The organism is Bacillus sp. 3a (genome assembly GCF_017161885.1).
In the GTDB taxonomy this organism is placed as follows: domain Bacteria; phylum Bacillota; class Bacilli; order Bacillales; family Bacillaceae; genus Bacillus; species Bacillus safensis.
Genome location: NZ_CP067376.1, coordinates 842,222 through 862,326, shown reverse-complemented (window position 1 = coordinate 862,326; position 20,105 = coordinate 842,222). Strand labels below are relative to the sequence as shown.

The 20,105-nt window shown below is 42.2% G+C and carries 23 protein-coding genes; 1 reads left to right on the top strand and 22 read right to left on the bottom strand.

What is annotated here, in order from left to right; genetic code table 11:
- Positions 1-23: 23 nt before the first annotated feature.
- From atpD to prfA, 20 genes are all read right to left on the bottom strand, one after another.
- On the bottom strand, positions 24-1,445 hold the full coding sequence (atpD, locus tag JJ692_RS04200; protein ID WP_024423726.1) for a F0F1 ATP synthase subunit beta: 1,422 nt from the start codon (positions 1,443-1,445) through the stop codon (positions 24-26).
- 24 nt (positions 1,446-1,469) lie between these two features.
- Positions 1,470-2,336 (bottom strand): F0F1 ATP synthase subunit gamma, encoded by an 867-nt coding sequence (locus JJ692_RS04195; RefSeq protein ID WP_024423727.1) that lies wholly within the window; start codon positions 2,334-2,336, stop codon positions 1,470-1,472.
- Between the two features lie 88 nt (positions 2,337-2,424).
- Positions 2,425-3,933, bottom strand: a complete 1,509-nt coding sequence (atpA, locus tag JJ692_RS04190) for a F0F1 ATP synthase subunit alpha (RefSeq protein WP_024423728.1) — start codon at positions 3,931-3,933, stop codon at positions 2,425-2,427.
- 16 nt (positions 3,934-3,949) lie between these two features.
- Positions 3,950-4,495 (bottom strand): F0F1 ATP synthase subunit delta, encoded by a 546-nt coding sequence (locus JJ692_RS04185; RefSeq protein ID WP_151039765.1) that lies wholly within the window; start codon positions 4,493-4,495, stop codon positions 3,950-3,952.
- The gene (gene atpF, locus JJ692_RS04180; protein ID WP_008354935.1) at positions 4,492-5,013 is read right to left on the bottom strand and encodes a F0F1 ATP synthase subunit B; all 522 of its coding nucleotides are present in this window, start codon (positions 5,011-5,013) and stop codon (positions 4,492-4,494) included. The genes JJ692_RS04185 and atpF overlap by 4 nt, the downstream gene beginning before the upstream one ends.
- 120 nt (positions 5,014-5,133) lie before the next feature.
- Entirely contained in the window at positions 5,134-5,346 is a 213-nt protein-coding gene (gene atpE, locus JJ692_RS04175; RefSeq protein WP_003214968.1) for a F0F1 ATP synthase subunit C, read from the bottom strand.
- 48 nt (positions 5,347-5,394) lie between these two features.
- Positions 5,395-6,129 carry a F0F1 ATP synthase subunit A gene (gene atpB, locus JJ692_RS04170; protein ID WP_024426341.1) on the bottom strand — a complete coding sequence of 245 codons (735 nt, stop codon included), beginning with the start codon at positions 6,127-6,129 and terminating at the stop codon, positions 5,395-5,397.
- Between the two features lie 7 nt (positions 6,130-6,136).
- Entirely contained in the window at positions 6,137-6,520 is a 384-nt protein-coding gene (locus JJ692_RS04165; RefSeq protein ID WP_024423731.1) for an ATP synthase subunit I, read from the bottom strand.
- A gap of 497 nt (positions 6,521-7,017) precedes the next feature.
- Positions 7,018-7,647 carry a uracil phosphoribosyltransferase gene (upp, locus tag JJ692_RS04160; protein WP_003214553.1) on the bottom strand — a complete coding sequence of 210 codons (630 nt, stop codon included), beginning with the start codon at positions 7,645-7,647 and terminating at the stop codon, positions 7,018-7,020.
- Between the two features lie 147 nt (positions 7,648-7,794).
- Complete coding sequence (glyA, locus tag JJ692_RS04155) at positions 7,795-9,042, bottom strand: serine hydroxymethyltransferase (protein WP_034281450.1); 1,248 nt, start codon at positions 9,040-9,042, stop codon at positions 7,795-7,797.
- A gap of 177 nt (positions 9,043-9,219) precedes the next feature.
- A complete protein-coding gene (locus tag JJ692_RS04150; protein WP_024423733.1) occupies positions 9,220-9,759 on the bottom strand; it encodes a TIGR01440 family protein in 540 nt (179 codons plus the stop codon).
- A gap of 12 nt (positions 9,760-9,771) precedes the next feature.
- Positions 9,772-10,221 (bottom strand): ribose 5-phosphate isomerase B, encoded by a 450-nt coding sequence (gene rpiB, locus JJ692_RS04145; protein ID WP_003214714.1) that lies wholly within the window; start codon positions 10,219-10,221, stop codon positions 9,772-9,774.
- Positions 10,222-10,354: 133 nt separating this feature from the next.
- Positions 10,355-10,813: a low molecular weight protein arginine phosphatase gene (locus JJ692_RS04140; protein WP_024423734.1), complete on the bottom strand. Its 459-nt coding sequence runs from the start codon at positions 10,811-10,813 to the stop codon at positions 10,355-10,357.
- A 63-nt stretch (positions 10,814-10,876) separates the two neighbouring features.
- On the bottom strand, positions 10,877-11,431 hold the full coding sequence (locus JJ692_RS04135) for a manganese efflux pump MntP (RefSeq protein WP_024423735.1): 555 nt from the start codon (positions 11,429-11,431) through the stop codon (positions 10,877-10,879).
- A 60-nt stretch (positions 11,432-11,491) separates the two neighbouring features.
- Positions 11,492-12,544 carry an L-threonylcarbamoyladenylate synthase gene (locus JJ692_RS04130; protein WP_151039763.1) on the bottom strand — a complete coding sequence of 351 codons (1,053 nt, stop codon included), beginning with the start codon at positions 12,542-12,544 and terminating at the stop codon, positions 11,492-11,494.
- A 161-nt stretch (positions 12,545-12,705) separates the two neighbouring features.
- Positions 12,706-13,149: a GNAT family N-acetyltransferase gene (locus tag JJ692_RS04125; protein ID WP_044330897.1), complete on the bottom strand. Its 444-nt coding sequence runs from the start codon at positions 13,147-13,149 to the stop codon at positions 12,706-12,708.
- 63 nt (positions 13,150-13,212) lie between these two features.
- Positions 13,213-13,866 carry a stage II sporulation protein R gene (gene spoIIR / locus JJ692_RS04120; protein ID WP_225315514.1) on the bottom strand — a complete coding sequence of 218 codons (654 nt, stop codon included), beginning with the start codon at positions 13,864-13,866 and terminating at the stop codon, positions 13,213-13,215.
- Between the two features lie 122 nt (positions 13,867-13,988).
- Positions 13,989-14,468 (bottom strand): hypothetical protein, encoded by a 480-nt coding sequence (locus JJ692_RS04115; protein ID WP_024423739.1) that lies wholly within the window; start codon positions 14,466-14,468, stop codon positions 13,989-13,991.
- 141 nt (positions 14,469-14,609) lie between these two features.
- The gene (gene prmC / locus JJ692_RS04110; protein ID WP_151039759.1) at positions 14,610-15,494 is read right to left on the bottom strand and encodes a peptide chain release factor N(5)-glutamine methyltransferase; all 885 of its coding nucleotides are present in this window, start codon (positions 15,492-15,494) and stop codon (positions 14,610-14,612) included.
- Positions 15,484-16,551 (bottom strand): peptide chain release factor 1, encoded by a 1,068-nt coding sequence (gene prfA / locus JJ692_RS04105; protein ID WP_024423741.1) that lies wholly within the window; start codon positions 16,549-16,551, stop codon positions 15,484-15,486. Before prfA ends, prmC begins: the two co-directional genes overlap by 11 nt.
- Positions 16,552-16,761: 210 nt before the next feature.
- Between prfA and racA the strand changes: the two genes are divergently transcribed.
- Positions 16,762-17,310 (top strand): chromosome-anchoring protein RacA, encoded by a 549-nt coding sequence (gene racA, locus JJ692_RS04100; protein WP_206534259.1) that lies wholly within the window; start codon positions 16,762-16,764, stop codon positions 17,308-17,310.
- Between the two features lie 35 nt (positions 17,311-17,345).
- Here the strand turns inward: racA and JJ692_RS04095 are convergent, their stop codons facing one another.
- Together JJ692_RS04095 and malS are read right to left on the bottom strand one after the other, a co-directional pair.
- Positions 17,346-18,302, bottom strand: a complete 957-nt coding sequence (locus tag JJ692_RS04095) for an AEC family transporter (protein WP_024423743.1) — start codon at positions 18,300-18,302, stop codon at positions 17,346-17,348.
- A 90-nt stretch (positions 18,303-18,392) separates the two neighbouring features.
- Positions 18,393-20,093: an oxaloacetate-decarboxylating malate dehydrogenase gene (gene malS, locus JJ692_RS04090; RefSeq protein ID WP_206534258.1), complete on the bottom strand. Its 1,701-nt coding sequence runs from the start codon at positions 20,091-20,093 to the stop codon at positions 18,393-18,395.
- Between the last annotated feature and the right edge of the window lie 12 nt (positions 20,094-20,105).

The following is a 20,105-nucleotide window of genomic DNA, read 5'->3' as shown; positions in this document are numbered from 1 at the left end:
CTTTTACCCTCCTAAGGACCAGATTAGGCCTCTACACCCATCTCTTTGGCTTTTTCAATCACTTCTTCAATGCGTCCAACTAGGCGGAATGCATCTTCTGGAAGGTGATCGTATTTACCAGACAAGATTTCCTTGAAGCCTTTAACAGTTTCTTTCAATGGCACATAAGAACCCTTTTGGCCAGTGAACTGCTCTGCTACGTGGAAGTTTTGAGATAGGAAGAATTGAATACGACGCGCTCTGTGTACCACAAGCTTATCGTCCTCAGATAATTCATCCATACCTAAAATGGCAATAATATCTTGAAGCTCTTTATAACGCTGCAATGTTTGCTGCACTTCACGCGCAATCGCATAATGCTCTTCACCAACAATCTCAGGTGCAAGTGCACGAGATGTTGAAGCAAGAGGATCAACTGCTGGGTAAATACCCATTTCAGTCAGCTTACGCTCAAGGTTTGTCGTTGCATCAAGGTGAGCGAACGTCGTTGCAGGAGCTGGATCCGTGTAGTCATCCGCAGGTACATAGATCGCTTGAATCGATGTAACCGATCCTACGTTTGTAGACGTGATACGCTCTTGCAGCTGACCCATTTCTGTTGCAAGTGTCGGCTGATAACCTACCGCTGAAGGCATACGTCCAAGAAGGGCTGATACTTCAGAACCTGCTTGTGTAAAGCGATAGATATTATCGATGAAGAACAATACGTCTTGACCTTGTTCATCACGGAAATGCTCTGCCATTGTCAAACCAGTTAGGGCAACACGCATACGTGCACCTGGTGGCTCGTTCATTTGACCGAAGACCATGGCTGTTTTTTCGATAACGCCAGAATCTTTCATTTCGTAGTAAAGGTCGTTTCCTTCACGTGTACGCTCTCCAACACCAGCGAATACAGAAATACCGCCGTGTTCTTGTGCGATGTTGTTGATCAATTCTTGAATCAGAACGGTTTTACCTACACCAGCTCCACCGAATAGACCGATCTTTCCACCTTTGATGTAAGGAGCAAGCAGGTCAACAACTTTGATACCTGTTTCAAGAATTTCAACTTCTGTAGAAAGTTGATCAAAAGAAGGCGCTTGTCTGTGGATTGGATCTCTTTGAGCTTCCACACCAAGTGGCTCATCTAAGTCAATGTTATCTCCCAGTACGTTGAATACACGTCCAAGTGTTACGTTACCAACTGGTACTGAAATTGGTTTTCCAAGGTCTACAGCTTCCATACCGCGCTTCACACCGTCTGTTGATGCCATTGCGATGGTTCTCACTGTATCGTCACCTAAATGTAGTGCTACTTCTAAAGTTAAGTCGATATCAACTTCACTTTCGCTTTCCGCTTTATGCGAAACTTTGATCGCATTATAAATCTCAGGCAAGTGACCGTCTTCAAAACGAACGTCTACGACTGGTCCCATGATCTGACTGATGCGTCCTGTTTTCATTGCATTCCCTCCTGACAATTATTTCTATTCTAAGGCAGCTGCTCCGCCGACAATTTCTGTAATCTCTTGTGTAATCGCTGCTTGACGAGCACGGTTGTAAGAGAGTGTCAGGCTGTCGATCAATTCTTTTGCGTTGTCTGTTGCACTCTTCATTGCTGTCATTCTTGCAGCATGTTCACTTGCTTTGCTGTCAAGAAGCGCACCGAAAATCAAACTCTCTGCATATTGAGGAAGGAGAACTTCAAGAATTTCTTCTTCAGAAGGCTCAAACTCATAAGATGCGGAACGTTTATTTGGTGTCGCTGCGGCCGAAAGGTCCGTTAGCGGCAATAATTTCTTCTCTGTTACTTCTTGTGAAATCGCACTGACAAAGTGGTTGTAGAACATGTAAAGTTCATCAAACGCTTCATCAGAGAACATTTGAACTGTACTGCTTGCTAATTCTTTAATATCAGCAAACGCTACCTCGTCTCCAAGCCCTGTTACTTCAGAAATAACTGGAATACCACGCTTTTTGAAGAAGTCGCGTCCGATTTTACCAATGACAATCACCGCATATTCATCAGCGGATTGATGACGAGATTGAATGGTTTGGTAAGCGGCACGCAAAATCGAGCTGTTAAAAGGTCCTGCAAGCCCTCGATCAGATGTAATAACGAGATACCCTGTTTTTTTGACAGGTCTTGAAAGAAGCATTGGGTGCTTAGCACTTGTTCCAGTTGCGATTGCAGCAACCACTTCCTGGATTTTCTCCATGTAAGGAACAAAAGACTTCGCATTGTTTTCAGCACGATTCAGTTTCGCAGCTGATACCATTTGCATCGCTTTTGTGATCTGACTCGATTTTTTCGTTGACGTGATCCTTGACTTTATATCGCGTAATGAGGCCAAAGATTTCACCACCTTTTTTCAGGAATCCGTGTTCATTTACGTGAAAAGAGAGAAAAAGAGAATCTTTTTCTCTCGGAAAGATTACTAATTAGTTGCTTGGTGCAAACGTACGTTTAAAGCCTTCGATTGCTGTCTTCCACTCTTCATCAGCAGGCATATTTCCTGTTTGAGAGATTGTGTCAAACAAGCCTTTATGGTTTTCTTCAATGTACAAGAATAACTCAGCTTCAAAACGTTTAACATCAGCAATGGCTACATCGTCTAAGTATCCTCTTGTTAGTGCGTAAAGAATCGCTACTTGTTTTTCAACTTTAAGCGGTTTGTTCAAGTCTTGTTTTAAGACTTCAACTGTTCTTGCACCACGGTTTAATTTCGCTTGAGTGGCTTGGTCTAGATCAGATCCAAACTGAGCGAATGCTTCAAGCTCACGATAAGAAGCAAGATCCAGACGAAGTGTACCTGCTACCTTTTTCATCGCTTTGATTTGTGCAGAACCACCTACACGGGATACAGACAATCCTGCGTTTACCGCTGGACGTACGCCTGAGAAGAAGAGGTCAGATTGTAAGAAAATCTGTCCATCTGTGATGGAAATAACGTTTGTTGGGATATATGCAGAGATATCGCCAGCCTGCGTTTCTACGAAAGGCAATGCTGTGATAGAACCGCCACCCTTTTCGTCACTAAGCTTCGCTGCACGTTCTAATAAACGAGAGTGAAGATAGAAAACATCACCAGGGAATGCCTCACGACCTGGAGGACGACGAAGCAATAATGAAAGCTCACGGTAAGCTGCCGCTTGTTTAGAAAGGTCATCATAGACAACAAGTACGTGCTTGCCGTTATACATGAATTCCTCACCCATCGTTACACCTGCATAAGGAGCAAGGTAAAGAAGTGGAGCCGGCTGTGATGCAGAAGCTGTGACAACGATTGTGTAGTCAAGCGCACCATGCTTACGAAGTGTTTCAACAACACCACGAACCGTAGATTCTTTTTGTCCGATAGCTACATAAATACAGATCATGTCTTGATCTTTTTGGTTTAGAATCGTATCGATTGCAACAGATGTTTTACCTGTTTGACGGTCACCAATGATCAATTCACGCTGTCCGCGGCCGATTGGAATCAAGGCATCAATTGCTTTAATTCCTGTTTGAAGCGGCTCATGTACAGATTTACGATCCATAACACCAGGTGCTTCACTTTCGATTGGACGTGTTTTGCTTGTTAAAATTGGACCTAGTCCATCAACAGGCTGACCAAGCGGGTTCACAATACGTCCGATTAATTCTTCACCTACTGGAACCTCCATGATACGACCTGTACGTTTTACGTCATCACCTTCACGGATATCTTTGTAAGGTCCTAAAATAACGATACCTACGTTAGACTCCTCAAGGTTTTGAGCCATACCCATTACACCGTTAGAGAACTCAACCAGCTCTCCTGCCATAATGTTGTCAAGGCCATGTACACGCGCGATACCGTCCCCTACTTGAATGACTGTACCGACATCTTTTACTTCAATTTCTGATTGATAGTTTTGGATTTGCTGCTTTATCAGCGCGCTAATCTCTTCAGCTTTGATACTCACTAAGGTTTCACCCCTTCTAACGATTTTCGCCTGCAAGCTGACGTTCAATGCGGGAAAGCTTTCCACTCACACTGCCGTCATAAATGCGGTTTCCGATACGGATTTTCACTCCGCCTATTAGATCCTTGTCAATCACATTTTCAACACGCAGTGATGTGACTCCGGCTTTTTTGGCAAATACTTCAGATAAAGATTGAATTTCAGCACCGCTCAGCGGTTTCACTGAATACACGACCGCATCGTCTATTTGTTTCGTTCGGTTTGCAAGTTTCACAAACTCAGACGTCATTTCAGAGAAAATATTCGTGCGTCCGCGGTCAATCAGTAAATACATTGTGTGCAATACATAAGTAGAAACACCTTTGAAAGCTTCAGCAATCAACTGTTTCTTTTTGTCTGCTGTAATCTTTGGATGAACAAGGAAGTCATTGAGTTCTTGATCAGTCTTTAGAACTTTTTTGATCTCATTCAGCTCTTTTTCAGTTTCGTCTACTGCCGAAGAAGCAAGAACGATGTCAAAAAGAGCAGAAGCGTAACGCTTAGAGACAATAGTTACGCTCATCGGCTTTCGCCTGCCTCTTTAAGGTACTCTTGAATCAATTTCTCTTGTGCCTGCTCATCAAGTTCTTTTTCAATCACTTTAGATGCAATCAGCACAGATAGTGATGCAACCTGCTCACGCAGTGCAGCCACAGCTTGTTCTTTTTCTTTCACGATTTCAGTTCTAGCAGACTCTTTCAAGCGCTCTGATTCTTGACGTGCTGCTTGAATGATCTCTTCTTTTTGTTTCTCACCAATCTTTTTCGCATTTTCGATGAGTGTATGTGATTCTTCGCGTGCTTCTTTCAATAAGACACGTTGTTCTTCAAGAAGCTTTTCAGCTTGAACGTGCTTTTGTTCAGCACTTGAAATTTCATTTCCTATATAATCTTCACGCTGCTTCATAATACCTAATAAAGGTTTAAGCGCAAATTTCTTTAAAAGTGCAAGCAAGATGAGCATAGCGATAAGCTGGAATAACATATCACCGGCGTTGAAACTTAAGCCCCCTGCTCCTAAAACCACTGGTAACTGAGACATTTAGTACGGCAACTCCCTTCTTTAAATAATATGTTAAGAAACAAAACATAAAGGAATGGCGAAGTTTCGAACTAATCTGATCTTCGCCATTAAAATTCATATTAGAACGCTTCTCACATATTAACCAAAGAATGCCAAGAATGCGATAACGACAGCGATAATTGGAAGTGCCTCAACTAAAGCGACCCCGATGAACATAAGTGTTCTTAGTTCTCTACCAGCTTCTGGCTGACGAGCGATTCCTTCAACTGTTTTAGATACGATTAGACCGTTACCAATACCTGCTCCTAGTGCTCCTAAACCGATTGCAATTGCTGCTGCTATTAAATTCATTAAAAAGCTCCTCCTTTAAAATAACGTCCTTTTTGGACTCTCAATTTTTTAGTGTTCGTCGCTGACTTTATGGGAAATGTACACCATTGTCAGCATGGTGAAGATAAATGCTTGGATTGTTCCGACAAACAAACTGAATGCCTGCCATACAATCATCGGCACGATGGCACCTAATGTACCAACGATACCAAGCGCAATATTTTGCGTGTAGAAATTGGTTGCAAGTCCTGCAAGTAACCCAAGAAGAATCTCTCCAGCGAAAATATTTCCGTAAAGACGCAAACCAAGTGTTAGCGTGTTTGCAAATTCTTCAATAAGTTTCAATGGTACTAAAAGTGGAATTGGTCTAAAGTAGTCTTTTGTATATTCCTTGACTCCTTTTGCCTTGACACCGTAGAAGTGTGTAAGTCCCATGACCATAATTGCTAGTGTCATTGTGATTGCAGGATCAGCAGTTGGTGATTTCCACCACAAGTTGTGATCGACCGTAATCGAGAACGGCAGTCCAAGCATGTTTGAAACAAATATGTACATGAGTAATGTAACGCCAAGCGCTAGAAATGGGGCTCCTGTTTTCATGTCCATCGAACTACCTATGATATTTCGAACAAAATCAACGATCCATTCCATGAAGTTCTGCGCCTTAGTCGGACGAATAGACAGAACACGAGTAGTCAGCACCGCTATGAGAAGAACGATGATACTAGCAATCGTAATCATGAGAACATTGGATAAGTTGAACGTTAACCCTAAAAATTCTGTAGTTTTTGAACTGTGACCCAAAGAGTATTCACCTCTCTTCCATAGTAGAACGTTTAAGTTGAATGAAGGAATCTATCATAATGACAGGATATATTGTCATTAATCCTATAACAACACCTGCCAGATGAACTTCATTAGGGTAACGCCAAGCAATCGCTACTGCGAGAATCGCGTTGGCCCACCTGGCTGTACTTCCCATTGAACGAATGGATTTTCCTTTTTTAACCGCTCGATCAAAAGCGTGCATTCTCCGTATAAGTAGGAATAAATTAAAGAAAGCAAAAATTGTGCCGATAATGAAACCAAGAAACAGTGGTTTAAAACCAGGCATGGCATAGCCAAACACAAAAATTGCCAATAGATAGAACATGTATTTACTCTGTCTGCGGAAAATCGCGTTTGGATCGTTCATTCATCTGACTCCCGATGAAAAGTATTGTAAAAAAGGTGATAAATGGTGATGAAAACTGCGTAGAAGACGCTGATGATAAGCCGTCCTATTCGAAAAAAATCAATCACCCATCGGTCTAATTGCACAATCAGACTTGAAATCTTTAGATCTATGGGATGCTGCTTCATTCGTTGATACAAACCCTGATTATTAAAGGGTTCACAATGAGGATTAGTAGAGTGCTATAGGCTATGAAAACCTTACCATAATACCCTCGTTTAGCATACAATAGCGTCTATGATGTGTCAATCGGTTGAAAGTTAAAAAACTTTTCTATACTGATAGAGCACACAAAATGTTCACAATTTCATCAAACTTTAGGAGAGATGTGACATTCATTGAAAAAAACAGCCAATGTTCAGTATACATTGATTTTTCTAAGAACGGTATCAACCGTTTGTCATATATTTCAAAAAGCCCACATGCACGTTTGCATGTGGGCTTTTATTAAGACTTTCTTATTTCGTTCCGTACATACGGTCACCAGCATCACCAAGACCTGGGATGATGTAACCTTTTTCGTTTAGTTTCTCATCTAATGCTGCAATGTAGATATCAACATCTGGATGATGCTTTTGCATTTCTTCTACACCTTCAGGGGCAGCAATCAGACACATAAAGCGAATGTTTTTCGCACCGCGTTTTTTCAAGCTGTTTAACGCTTCGACTGCTGAACCGCCAGTTGCAAGCATTGGGTCTACTACGATAAATTCACGTTCTTCCACATCTGATGGAAGCTTCACATAATATTCAACAGGCTTTAATGTTTTCGGATCGCGGTATAAACCGACATGTCCCACTTTAGCAGCTGGAATGAGTTTCAAAATCCCGTCTACCATTCCAAGACCTGCTCTTAAAATTGGCACAACCCCGAGTTTCTTCCCTGAGATCACGTTTGATTTCGCTACTTGTACAGGTGTTTCTACATCTACCTCTTCAAGCGGTAAGTCTCTTGTGATTTCAAATGCCATTAATGTTGCGACTTCATCCACTAGCTCTCTAAATTCTTTAGTTCCTGTATGAACGTCACGAATATATGTAAGTTTGTGCTGAATAAGCGGGTGATCAAATACATAAACCTTTGCCATTGCTTGCTACAACTCCTTTTCTGTCATCTTCCGGTGAACTTTGCACACTTCCTACAATTCTACATAAAAAGACATCATCTTTCAATATGATTCGCAAATCCTACAAAAAAAACCCACATGCCAAAAATAGGCAAATGGGTCTGTTTTTTAATAATCTAATTCGTTATATAGAGGGAAACGGGCCGTAAGATCAGATACACGCTTTTTCGCCTCTTCTAATTTCGCTTCATCTTCATGATGTTTTAGCGCAAGTGCAATAATGGAACCGACTTCTTTCATCGCTTCTTGATCAAAACCGCGGCTTGTTACTGCTGCTGTACCTACACGTACACCGCTTGTGACAAATGGTTTCTCTGGATCATAAGGAATGGCATTTTTGTTCACTGTAATACCGATTTCATCAAGAACGTTTTCTGCAATTTTTCCTGTGATGCCAAGAGAACGCAAGTCGATGAGAACAAGATGGTTATCTGTTCCGCCAGATACAAGCTGAATATCTTCAGATAAAAGTGTTTCAGCTAGTTGTTTTGCATTATCAATGACGTTTTGTGCATATGTTTTGAAATCTCCGTTCAATACTTCACCGAAAGAAACAGCTTTTGCAGAGATGACATGCATGAGTGGTCCACCTTGAATACCAGGGAAGATCGATTTGTCGATCTTTTTACCAAACTCTTCGCGGCATAGGATCATTCCGCCGCGAGGTCCGCGTAATGTTTTGTGAGTTGTTGTTGTCACAAAATCTGCGTAAGGAACTGGATTTGGATGAAGACCTGCTGCAACAAGACCAGCAATGTGAGCCATGTCGACCATAAAGTAAGCACCGACTTCATCAGCAATCTCACGGAACTTTTTGAAATCAATTTGGCGTGGGTATGCACTTGCACCCGCAACGATGAGTTTCGGCTTATGTTCACGTGCTTTTTCAAGTACATCTTGATAGTCGATATGCTGAGTTTCTTTATCTACACCATATTCTACAAAGTTGTACTGTACACCACTAAAGTTTACAGGGCTTCCATGTGTTAAATGCCCGCCATGTGATAAGTTCATGCCAAGTACTGTATCGCCATGCTCAAGAATTGTAAAGTATACGGCCATGTTCGCTTGAGCACCTGAGTGAGGCTGTACGTTCACATACTCAGCGCCAAAAATTTCTTTTGCGCGGTCACGTGCGATATCTTCCACAACGTCTACATGTTCACAGCCGCCATAGTAGCGTTTACCAGGATAGCCCTCAGCGTATTTGTTTGTTAATACAGAGCCCTGTGCTTCCATGACTGCTTCGCTTACGAAGTTTTCTGATGCAATTAATTCGATTTTGTCCTGCTGGCGTTTCCGCTCTAGTTGAATTGCTTTGAATACTTGTGCGTCTTGCTCAGGTAAATGTTTCATCAGCGAAATCCTCTCCAATCTATTTCCATTCGATGTTTTCACCATCTCATTGTACACGGTTTTTGAGTAAAATGTAAAAGTTTTTTTTGGAAAATCGACTTCTTTTTTATGAAAACCCGAATATTCAAGTGGTAAAGCGTCTTCATCATTCAACATTATATTAGAAATATATCGAAGCTATGATCTTGTATAAACGGCTCGTTCTCCGCCAATCAGCTTCGGACGCGTTTTCGCAAAAGTCACATGTGCATGTCCTAATCGATGACGACTGAGGCGGACAGGTACAGCGACTCTCTTTAAGTGCATCCCAATTAACGTATCGCCGATATCAATACCAGCATGTGCCTCAATGCATTCGACCAATACAGGATGTTCCATTTGCTGATATGCATGAGCCGCCATCGAACCACCCGCTTTACGGACAGGTACTGCAGCTACGATCTCCAGGTTAAAACGGAAAGCCACTTCTTCTTCAACAACAAGGGCACGATTTAGATGTTCACAGCATTGAAAGGCGAGTTCAATCCCGGTCTCTCGTCTTAACTGATCCAATTCTTGATAGATAGAGGCAGCAATTTGCTCACTTCCTGCAGTACCAATATGCTCACCAGCCACTTCTGACGTACTGCAGCCAATGACTAAGATTTGCCCGGCACGCAATTCAACTGTTTGATGAAACTCTTTTAACATTTCAAGCCAATCTTGACCAATGTTCATGTTAAGCGCTCCTTATAGGTGCTTTTCTTCGTAATCAGCAATTTTGCCAATCCGCACAGCATGGCGTCCTGCTGTAAACTCTGTCGTCAGCCAAATGTGCGCAATCTCACGTGCTAATCCTGGTCCAATCACTCGCTCTCCCATTGCAAGAACGTTCGTATCATTATGTTCTCTCGTTGCTTTCGCACTAAATGTATCATGAGCCAATGCACAGCGAATTCCTTTTACTTTATTTGCTGAGATGCTCATGCCGATGCCTGTCCCACAAATTAAAATGCCGCGGTCGACTTCTCCGTTTGCCACCATATTGGCTACAGGGAAAGCATAATCTGGGTAGTCTACAGAACCTGATCCGCATTCACAACCCATATCAATGTATTCAATCTTCAATTCATCCATCAGTTGTTTGATTTCTTCACGAATATTCGTTCCGCCGTGATCGGATGCAATGGCTACTTTCATCGGGCAATTCCTCCTAAGGGTGAGTTGATCTGTTATGTCTTACATTCATTCTTTATTCACAGTTATATTTTAACCTCTACCTAGTGATTTGCAAACAATAGCAGAAAAACCGTTGAGGCAACGGTTTTACAGGTTATCTATTATGATGATCTTTTTTCAGCTTCTCAGCGAGCTGATACAGTAAGGCTTCTAGTTCATCTCGAGTTTCCTGATAAACAGAAAGACTTCCTCCAAACGGATCGGATACATCGCCTTCTGTTCCTGTCGCAAATTCCTTTAAAGTGAAGACCTTGCCTTTTGCATGCGCATATTGCTCTGCAATCAACTGTTTATGCTGCATCGTCATCGTGAAGACGTAATGAGCTTCGCGCAGAAGATCCTCTGTCAATTTTGATGATGAGTGATTCAGTGGAATGCTTTTCTCAAATAATGCTTCGATCGCTTGAGGAGAAGCCTTCCCTTCATCGGAGGCAAAAATGCCCGCTGATTTTACAGTGACCTCTAAACCTTTTTCATCTGCAATGGAAGCAAAAAGGGCTTGAGCCATTGGACTTCTGCATGTATTTCCCGTACAAACAAATAAGATTTTCATCTTTCGCCCTCCTTTTCTTCTATTATATAGCATTTCATTCTACATGTTATGTAAGGAGACTGGCTAGAGCGGAAATAATAATTTGATACCAAAGGCTAGTAAAATGATTCCGCCAAGCGCACCGCTATATGAACCAACCCATGACCGAACCTGTTTACCGAGTAATAATCCGAGCCATGTGAGGAGCATACTAAAAAAACCAAACAATAATATAGTCATCCACACCTGGGAACCGTAAATTCCGAGGCTTAAACCAACGGAGAAGCTGTCTAGGCTTACACTTGTCGCAAAAAGAACGAGACCAGCCCCAACTGGTGCGATAAAGGGCTTATCCTCTTTGCGGATAGAAGCAACAATCATTTGCAGTCCCAGCACCAAAAGCAGCGCCCCGCCAATATAGGTGGCAAGAAGACCAAGCCATCCAGATAAGAGCTGACCTGTCAGCATGCCAAAAAGCGGCATAAACATATGAAATATCCCAATAACAAGTCCAATATAAATGATCTGGCGGAACCTCAGCTGAATCATTCCCATACCAAGTCCAACCGAAAAAGCATCCATCCCAAGTGCAAAAGCCATGATGCTGAGTGTCAGCAATTCGCCAGCTAGTTCGTTCATGTAAATCCCCCTTGGACACACATTCTTCTTTAACCTATGTTTGTCCAAGAAAGGTTAGAACTATTGGAACGAAGGGAGTGTACGCCCTCCTGCGGCTTTTTGCAGACGGTTCATAATGGCAGAACCGACTCCCTGCTCTGAAAAGGCTTCTGAAATGATCAAGTCTACATCTGTTTCATCAAATTGTCTCAGTACACGATAAAGGTTTGCAGCAACCGTTTCAGGTTTTTCTCTCCATCCACAGCTGTACACAACATCTGCCGCAAACAGCGATTTCTTTTCTTCTGTTGTCAGCACTCCGACTTTTAAACCTTCAGCTCTGTATTTCTGAATGTGACACTGCATGTCTTCATCACTTCCATGAAAGATATACATCTTGGCTTCAGGTGCATAATGTGTGTATTTCATTCCCGGCGATACAGGCGCTTCGTCCTTTTTTGTCAGCCCTGGGTCCACACTCACCGTCCCCACGACCTCTTCTAATGCTTCTTTTGTAATTCCGCCTGGTCTTAAAATCACTGGGGTCTCACCGATACAGGATACAACCGTTGACTCAACGCCAATACCTGTTGAACCGCCATCCACAATCCCAGCGATTCTTCCTTCGAGATCACTGGCTACATGGTCAGCTTGAGTTGGTGAAGGCTTTCCCGAACAATTGGCACTTGGTGCAGCAATTGGCAGACCCGCTGCTCGGATCAGCTCAAGCGCAATGGGATGGTCAGGCATTCTCACACCTACTGTGGATAAACCTGCTGTAACCTGCTTTGATAAAGTGCCTGGCTTACACGGAAGAACGATGGTTAAGGCGCCCGGCCAAAAGGCATCCATCAGCGCCTTCGCTTTTTCACTTTCTATATGTGCAAATTCGTGAAGCTGCTGAACCTCCGCAATGTGAACAATCAACGGATTATCACTCGGACGCCCTTTCGCTTCATAAATTTTCATAACGGCTTCTGTCTCTTTCGCATTTGCCCCGAGTCCGTAAACGGTCTCCGTCGGGAAAGCAACCACTTCATTTTGCTGCAGCAGATCGGCCGCCTGTTTAATTTGTGGATAGTATGTGGATAAATCCTTTTCTAAATCCACAGACCACCTTTTTGTATTTAACATCCTACAAACTCCTTTTAAAAAAGATAAAACTGTTGATATATCTCAATTATCCTTTTGAAAGTATAAAAGATGATGATCAATAAAACAAGCGTTGTCCACAATTTGTGGATAACGCTTGTTTTGTAGTGGATAAGTATGTGTATAAGTCCATCATTTTGTGATTAACTGCCTTTTTTTTGCAGGACCACAGCCTGTTCTTTCCCCAATGTCTCTTTCGCATGTGCAGAGCTCCATATGCTTTCTGGAATTTCCTTTAAAGGCGTAAAGCCCATTAATGCCAAAAAATCATGGGAAGAGGAATGGTTTGCGACGACATAAAAAGTATCCACACCCATTTTTTCACCGAGCGTTTGAACACTTTGGAACAAAGAGACAATGTGTCCCTGACCGAGCTTATCTGATATGACAAGAGACCGCAGCAATCCCTCTTGTTCATTGAGCTGTTCAAGACCTAAGCAGCCTGCCAGCTGACCATCCGCATCTTCCATCACTACAAATGCCGTTCGCTCCGCAAGTGTTACTCCGCCTTTTGCTTGTCCCTTTTCAAGAAAAGCATTGATCGCCGGGACATCTTCTTCTGTGGCTATTCTTAATTGATAATACATGCTTTCACCTCTTTTTGATCTCTTACTTCAACTCTATGAGGCAAAAACCGATTTATACCTTTTTTAAGAGAAAAGACTAGAGACCCATTCGAACAAAAAGAACTTTACTTCACCTGTCTCTTCTTCCTCTTCTTTCACCACTTCATTAACAGACTCTTTCGTTTGCTTCGCTGTCACTTGTTTATCATCATCCCCTTCTGGTGAGGCGATGGCTTCTCCGTTTGAAAAATCGATAAAGCAGAGCGGTGGAAATAACACACACCACCAGTTGGCACCGTCTCCTTCTCCAAGCGTAATTAAAATGGCTTCATATTTCCCAGCAGGGTAGACGAAATTTCCATAGAGCTTTGTTGGAAATGAAGCTTTTTGAAAACTGACCGATACGGATTGATCAATGTGCTGTTCCTTCAATTTCGCTTTAGCAATACGATTGATTTCTGGCAGCTTTGATCGAATGACACGTCTTGCTTCTTCAATGGATGTGAGGTCTTTCACCCACTCCGTCATATTCGCATTGACCTCGTCACGAATACTTCTTTTCACATCCTGATCCGCTGAACGATCACTATTTGCTAAAATGCGTAATCGAATCGCCTCATCTGGTATGACAACAGGCTGATTTGCAGAAGCAGCGGCTGTCTCCTCCTTGCCAAGGTTTGCAAAAGCACCGCATAATAATAGAAACATATAAAGACAAATCATCGTTTTATTTTTCAACATTGTGTGTTCCCCCCACTTTTTCTCTTCGCTACAAACATTGTGTCCAGGAAACTCATTTCATAAACAGTCAATATGAATTTTTTAATAGATTATGAGTCAAAACAAAAAAGCCGTTCTCATTAAGAACGACTTTTGAGTGAGGATTGGTAGTCAGAAGGATATAGTCTCCCATCCCAATCTCGACTGATTTTTAAACCAGATTCTGTTTTAATGACAGTCATGGCTCCTTTTTTCTCGATTTCTTTTTTGACTTTCCCTTTTTGATCGATAAATTGGATCACCATTTCATAGTTAAATTCAATTCTGTCATCGCTTTCATCTGAAGGCGTAAACATAATTTTCTTCAGCTTAATTTGACAATCCTGATCCTTCGCCGCTTCTAATATGCTCGGGAACATGCTGTCTTGTGTATATTCTTGATATTCATGTTCGGTTAAATAAACCTTCAGCTTCTCTTTCATGTCAGATAGGTCATCCGTTCGATTCACTGTGTATTGTGCTTTTTTATAGCTTTCTCCAAATGCTGCTGCCTCTTTTTTAAAGCTCGGTTTACCACAAGCACTCACAATCAATAGTACACTGACGATGACCAACACCATCGCATACCTTTTGTTCACACCATTCGCTCCTTCAAAACAAATTTATGTAAAAAATCATGATCAGAATGTTCATTCTTCTATATATACGTTTCTCTTTTACCATAAGTTTCATCTTTACATAATAAAATAGTCCGGCTTTCTTCAGCCGGACTTTCCGTTTTGAATGTGTGCGCAAACAGCTCGATCTTTTCCGTTAATATCTTTGACGATGCAGACATCCGCTTTAGGAAATGCCTGCTCAAGTAGCGCTGTGACATCTTGACCTTGCGTATGTCCAATTTCAAAGACAACAACTGCTTGATCACTCAGCACGCTGGGAAGATCATGAACGAGACGCTGATAAAACCACAAGCCATCGCGTCCGTCCGTCAGCGCATTCACCGGCTCATGCTTCGTCACAACCTCAGACAGACTGTCCATTTCTTCCGCCGCAATATAAGGTGGATTGGAAATAAATACATCTACTTTAATGCCTTGAGCTATAACCGGTTCAAGCAAATCTCCATGTAAAAAATGAACGTCTGCACCGAGCGCTTGTTGATTGCGTTTTGCTACCGCAAGCGCTTCTTGTGAGATATCAGTTGCTGTGACAGATAGTGATTTTTTTTCAAGAGCCAGCGTAATCGCAATGGCTCCGCTTCCTGTGCCAACGTCAACTGCTTTGAGCGGCTGATCGGGCGGGAAAACGTCACCTACCAAATTGAGCGCCGCCAGAACAACTTCTTCCGTTTCAGGACGAGGAATAAGAACATGCTTGTTCACCTCGAAAGGACGTCCGTAAAAGAATTCAATACCCGTTAAATGCTGAACAGGAACACCCGCCTTATGCTGTGTCACAAATTTGCTGAACAGTTGATCTTGCTCCTCAGGCAGCGCATCATGAAATCGTGCAAGAAGCTCACTTCTGCTCCAGCCGAGCACATGCATCAACAGGAGTTCTGCTGCATTTTGGTCTCTGCCAGCTTCCGTTAACAAAGAAGAAGCCCATTTAAGGGCTTCGAAGATTGTTCGCTCTTTATTTTGCATCTTGAAGCTTTCTTGCTTGGTCTTCCATAATTAGTGCATCAATGACCTCGTCAAGTTTTCCTTCTAAAATTTGATCAAGCTTTTGAATCGTCAATCCGATGCGGTGGTCTGTTACACGGTTTTGCGGGAAGTTGTACGTACGGATACGCTCTGAACGATCCCCTGTTCCAACCGCAGATTTACGTGTTTGATCATATTCAGCCTGTGCTTCTCGCTGGAATTTATCATAAATTCTCGCACGAAGTACTTTCATGGCTTTTTCTTTGTTTTTAATTTGTGATTTCTCATCCTGACAGGACACAACAACACCTGTTGGAAGGTGAGTTAATCGAACAGCAGACATGGTCGTATTGACACTTTGTCCGCCAGGTCCGCTTGATGCAAATGTATCCACACGGATATCTTTTTCATGGATATCAATTTCAACTTCCTCAGCCTCAGGTAATACAGCGACTGTCGCAGTAGATGTATGGATCCGTCCGCCTGATTCTGTTTCTGGAACACGCTGCACGCGGTGTGCACCATTTTCAAACTTTAGTTTGGAGTATGCGCCTTTCCCGCTGATCATAAAGATGATCTCTTTATAACCGCCTGTGCCAGTGACACTTGCTTCCATAACTTCCGTTTTCCAGCCTTGCATTTCAGCATAACGGCTGTACATACGGTAAAGATTTCCCGCAAAAAGAGCAGCCTCTTCTCCACCCGCTGCACCACGAACCTCCACAATAACGTTCTTATCGTCATTCGGATCTTTCGGGATCAGCAAGATTTTCAGCTCGTCTTCTAAACGTTCCGTTTCTTCCGTGAGCTCTGAAATTTCTTCTTTGACCATGTCGCGCATCTCGGCATCCAGCTTCTCTTCGAGCATTGCTTTCGCATCATTCAGCTGGTCGTATGCCGCACGATATTGTCTATATACCTCAACAGTTTCTTGAATATCGGATTGTTCTTTCGAATATTCACGAAGCTTCTTAGGGTCGTTCACCACTTCAGGGTCACTTAAATATTCATTTAGCTTTTCATAGCGTTCTTCAATTGATTTTAAACGGTCTAACATGGTCTTCACCTCTGTTTTGTGCGTAACAGTCTAATTATAGTATAGCGGGGTATGACAGTCAAAAAAATTTCCAAAACAATTGAATTCCTGCAATTTTTCGCTAGAAAACACGATCTTTGGCGATTGGTTACTTGTTTTGTCTAACGTGAAGGAACAGGAACTCCTTAAAGAGAATGGTACTTGTAATTGAAAAAAGGGAGGGCATTTGGTTTGAATACAAATGAGGTTGCAAAGGAAATTGGTGTTTCTTCAAAGACGATTCAGCGCTGGGTCAAACAGCTCAACATCCCTGTCGCCCGGAATGAACTTGGACATTATGAATTTCATGATGATATTGTACAGCTGCTCAAAGAGGTCAAACACCAAATGAGTGAAGGTGTGATCCTCCAAGATATTCAACTGCCAATCCATAAGGAAACCGTTCGTCAATCAGCACCTGCTGCCGAAGCTGATGTCTCTATACAGCGGATTGAAGCATTAGAAAAACAAGTGAAAGCGCTCATTCAGCAGCAATTACATGTCACTGATGTAGAAGACCGCCTGCAAGAGCTTGAACGGAAATTGGCTAAAAAGGCAGATGAAGGTGTATCGTATCAGCTGCTTCAGCACCGCAGAGAAATTGAAGACTTATCCACAAAATTTGACCGCCTCGCCGCAGCCTTGAAACAACCGTCACAAGTAGAAGAAAAAAAGGAAATCGCACACCCCGACATCAAAAAAAAGCGTGTACTCTTCCCTCTGTTTCATTCATTTCGCTAAGAAAGGCTGCCTCGTTTGGCAGCCTTTCTACTATATTATACGGTAAGTGCAATAATGATCGGTAATGTGATGAGTGACATGATGGCACTGATCACAAATGCGGATGCAGTTTCCGCCTCTTGTTTTTCAAATCGTGTTGCGATCATTGCTGCAACAGCTGAACCTGGGAAGGCTACAAGTAATACAGCTTTTGTAATTTCATCAGCCGAAAGACCCATAAGAACAGCAATAAAATACATAAGTAATGGTTGTACAGCTACTTTTAGCAATGCAATACTGAAGGCTGGCAAGCTTAATTTAATTTTGCGAATACCAACAGTGACACCGACTGCGAATAACGCAACCCCTGATGTGACGCTGCCAATTTCCTCTAACATTTCATGTCCGATTGCAGGAAGTTTAAATCCTAAAAGAACAAGAATGATACTGGCTAACGGTGCAAGTGCAAGCGGCTCTGATAAACCGTGCAAAATTGCTTTTGTCGTCATTTTTAGGAAGCTTTCGCCTTCTTTGGCTTTTCCTTTTGTTTTTTCACCGACAGTTGACACAATAATAGCAATTGGATCAAGCAATGCATTTACAACTATTCCGGTAATCGCAATCGGAATTGCAACCTCTTGAGCTCCAAATAAACTGCCCAAGACCGGAATCCCCATAAATGCAAAGGTCGGTTGTGCTGAGTTTAACGAGAAAACAGAAGAATCTGTTAAATCATATTTAAAAGCAAATTTCGTAACTAAAAGGATAATGATATAAAAACCAACGATTCCGAAAATCAATGCAACGAAAAATGGAATTTGACTATAGAATTTATCTTTTGGTGTTGACAGAATACTGGCGATAAAGTGCGCTGGTAAAGCATACTTTGTAACAAGTGTACTTACACCTTTTGCAGATTTAGCGTCATAGCTGCCGAAGTTCCCTGCGAACCAACCCAGCGCGATAACGAAAAAAATCGGTGCTAGGAGGATCAAAATATTTAAAAAGTCCATCTTACTCTTCCTCCTTAAATCCTTTACATGTTTCTTATTTATTGCGGCATTGCTTAGATTACCCGAAGCAATGCCGCATTACACATTTTATTATGCTCTTACAATTTTTTTATATTCAGGAATCCACATTGCGTCTTTCACAGCTTGTTCGATGTTGTCAGGCGTTTTTCTTGCGACACCATCTTCAATTGCTGCTTTCGCTACTTCAACAGCTACATGAATTGACACTTCTTGCAATTTATCAATACTTGGAAGAAGACCAGCACCTGGTTTCTCATGATCAACCATTTCAGCAATTGCATTCGCAGAAGCAACGAACATGCCTTTTGTGATGATTTTTGATTCTGTTACGATTGAACCAAGACCAAGTCCAGGGAAAACGAACGCATTGTTTGATTGTCCGATTTCATGTTCAATTCCGTTATACTCAACGTTTTCGAACGGGCTTCCTGTTGCAATAAGCGCACGGCCGTCAGTCCATTTGAATAGATCCTCTGGCACAGCTTCAGCAAGCGGTGTTGGGTTAGACATTGGCATGATCACTGGACGCTCTGTATGAGCTGCCATTTCTTTAATGATTTCTTCAGTGAATGCGCCGCCTTGACCTGATGTACCGATAAGGATGGTCGGCTTCACCCTGCGAACAGTTTCAGCAAATGAGATTTGCCCTTTTTCATCGCGTGCCCAACCTTCTACTTCATCAGAAGTACGCAGGTATGGTTTTTGGAAATCAAGCACTTCATCTTCAAATTGATCTGTTAGCAATCCTCTGTAGTCTAATGTCCAGAATGCATTGTTTGCTTCTTCTTCTGTTAGACCTTCAAGAACCATTGTGTCACGCATTTGATCTGCGATTCCAATACCAGCTGATCCAGCTCCGAAGATGACAACACGGTGATCTTTCAATTGAGTACCAGTTTTCTTGACAGCTGCAAGAACACCCGCTAAAGTAATGGCACCAGTACCTTGAATATCATCGTTGAACGTTAAGATGTTATCGTTGTATTTTTTCATGATGTTACGCGCATTTTTGTTTCCAAGGTCTTCCCAGTGAAGCAATGCTTTCGGGAAGAATTTAAGTGCTGCTTTCACATAAGCATCAATGAATTCTTCGTATTTTTCACCTTGTACACGTTTATGATGGTTCCCAATGTATAATGGATCATTCAATAATTTTTCATTGTTTGTTCCAACATCTAATACAACTGGAATCACGCGGCTAGGATCAATACCTGCTGCAGCCGTGTAAACAGCTAATTTACCGATTGCGATGTTGATACCACCAACACCCCAGTCACCAATTCCAAGAATACTCTCAGAGTCAGTTGCAACGATGAGGTCAATATCTCCAGCAGTTGCGTGCAAGTTTTCAAATGCTTTCTCGATTCCGTCAATGTCGTCGATTGAAAGATAGACACCATGAGGTCTTCTGTATTCATGGCTGTATTCTTGAATCGCTTCACCAACAGTTGGTGTGTACACAACTGGAAGCATTTCACGAAGCTTTTCTGTTAGAAGCTTGTAGAACAATACTTCGTTACGGTTTTGCAAATCACTTAAGTATACGTTTTGACGAAGACGATCCGGCTGAGCTAGAAACTGCTTGTACGCTCTTTCCGCTTGCTGTTCTAAAGTTAGAACCGTTGGAGGAAGTAAGCCTTCTAGTCCAAGCTCTTGTCTTTCTTCTTCAGAGAAAGCAACGCCTTTGTTCAACGTTGGAATCGATAATACATCTTTACCTGTCAAAGTGGTTTCGAGGTACCCTTCTTTTGTTTTCTTCACGTTGTTCATCAAAAACTACCC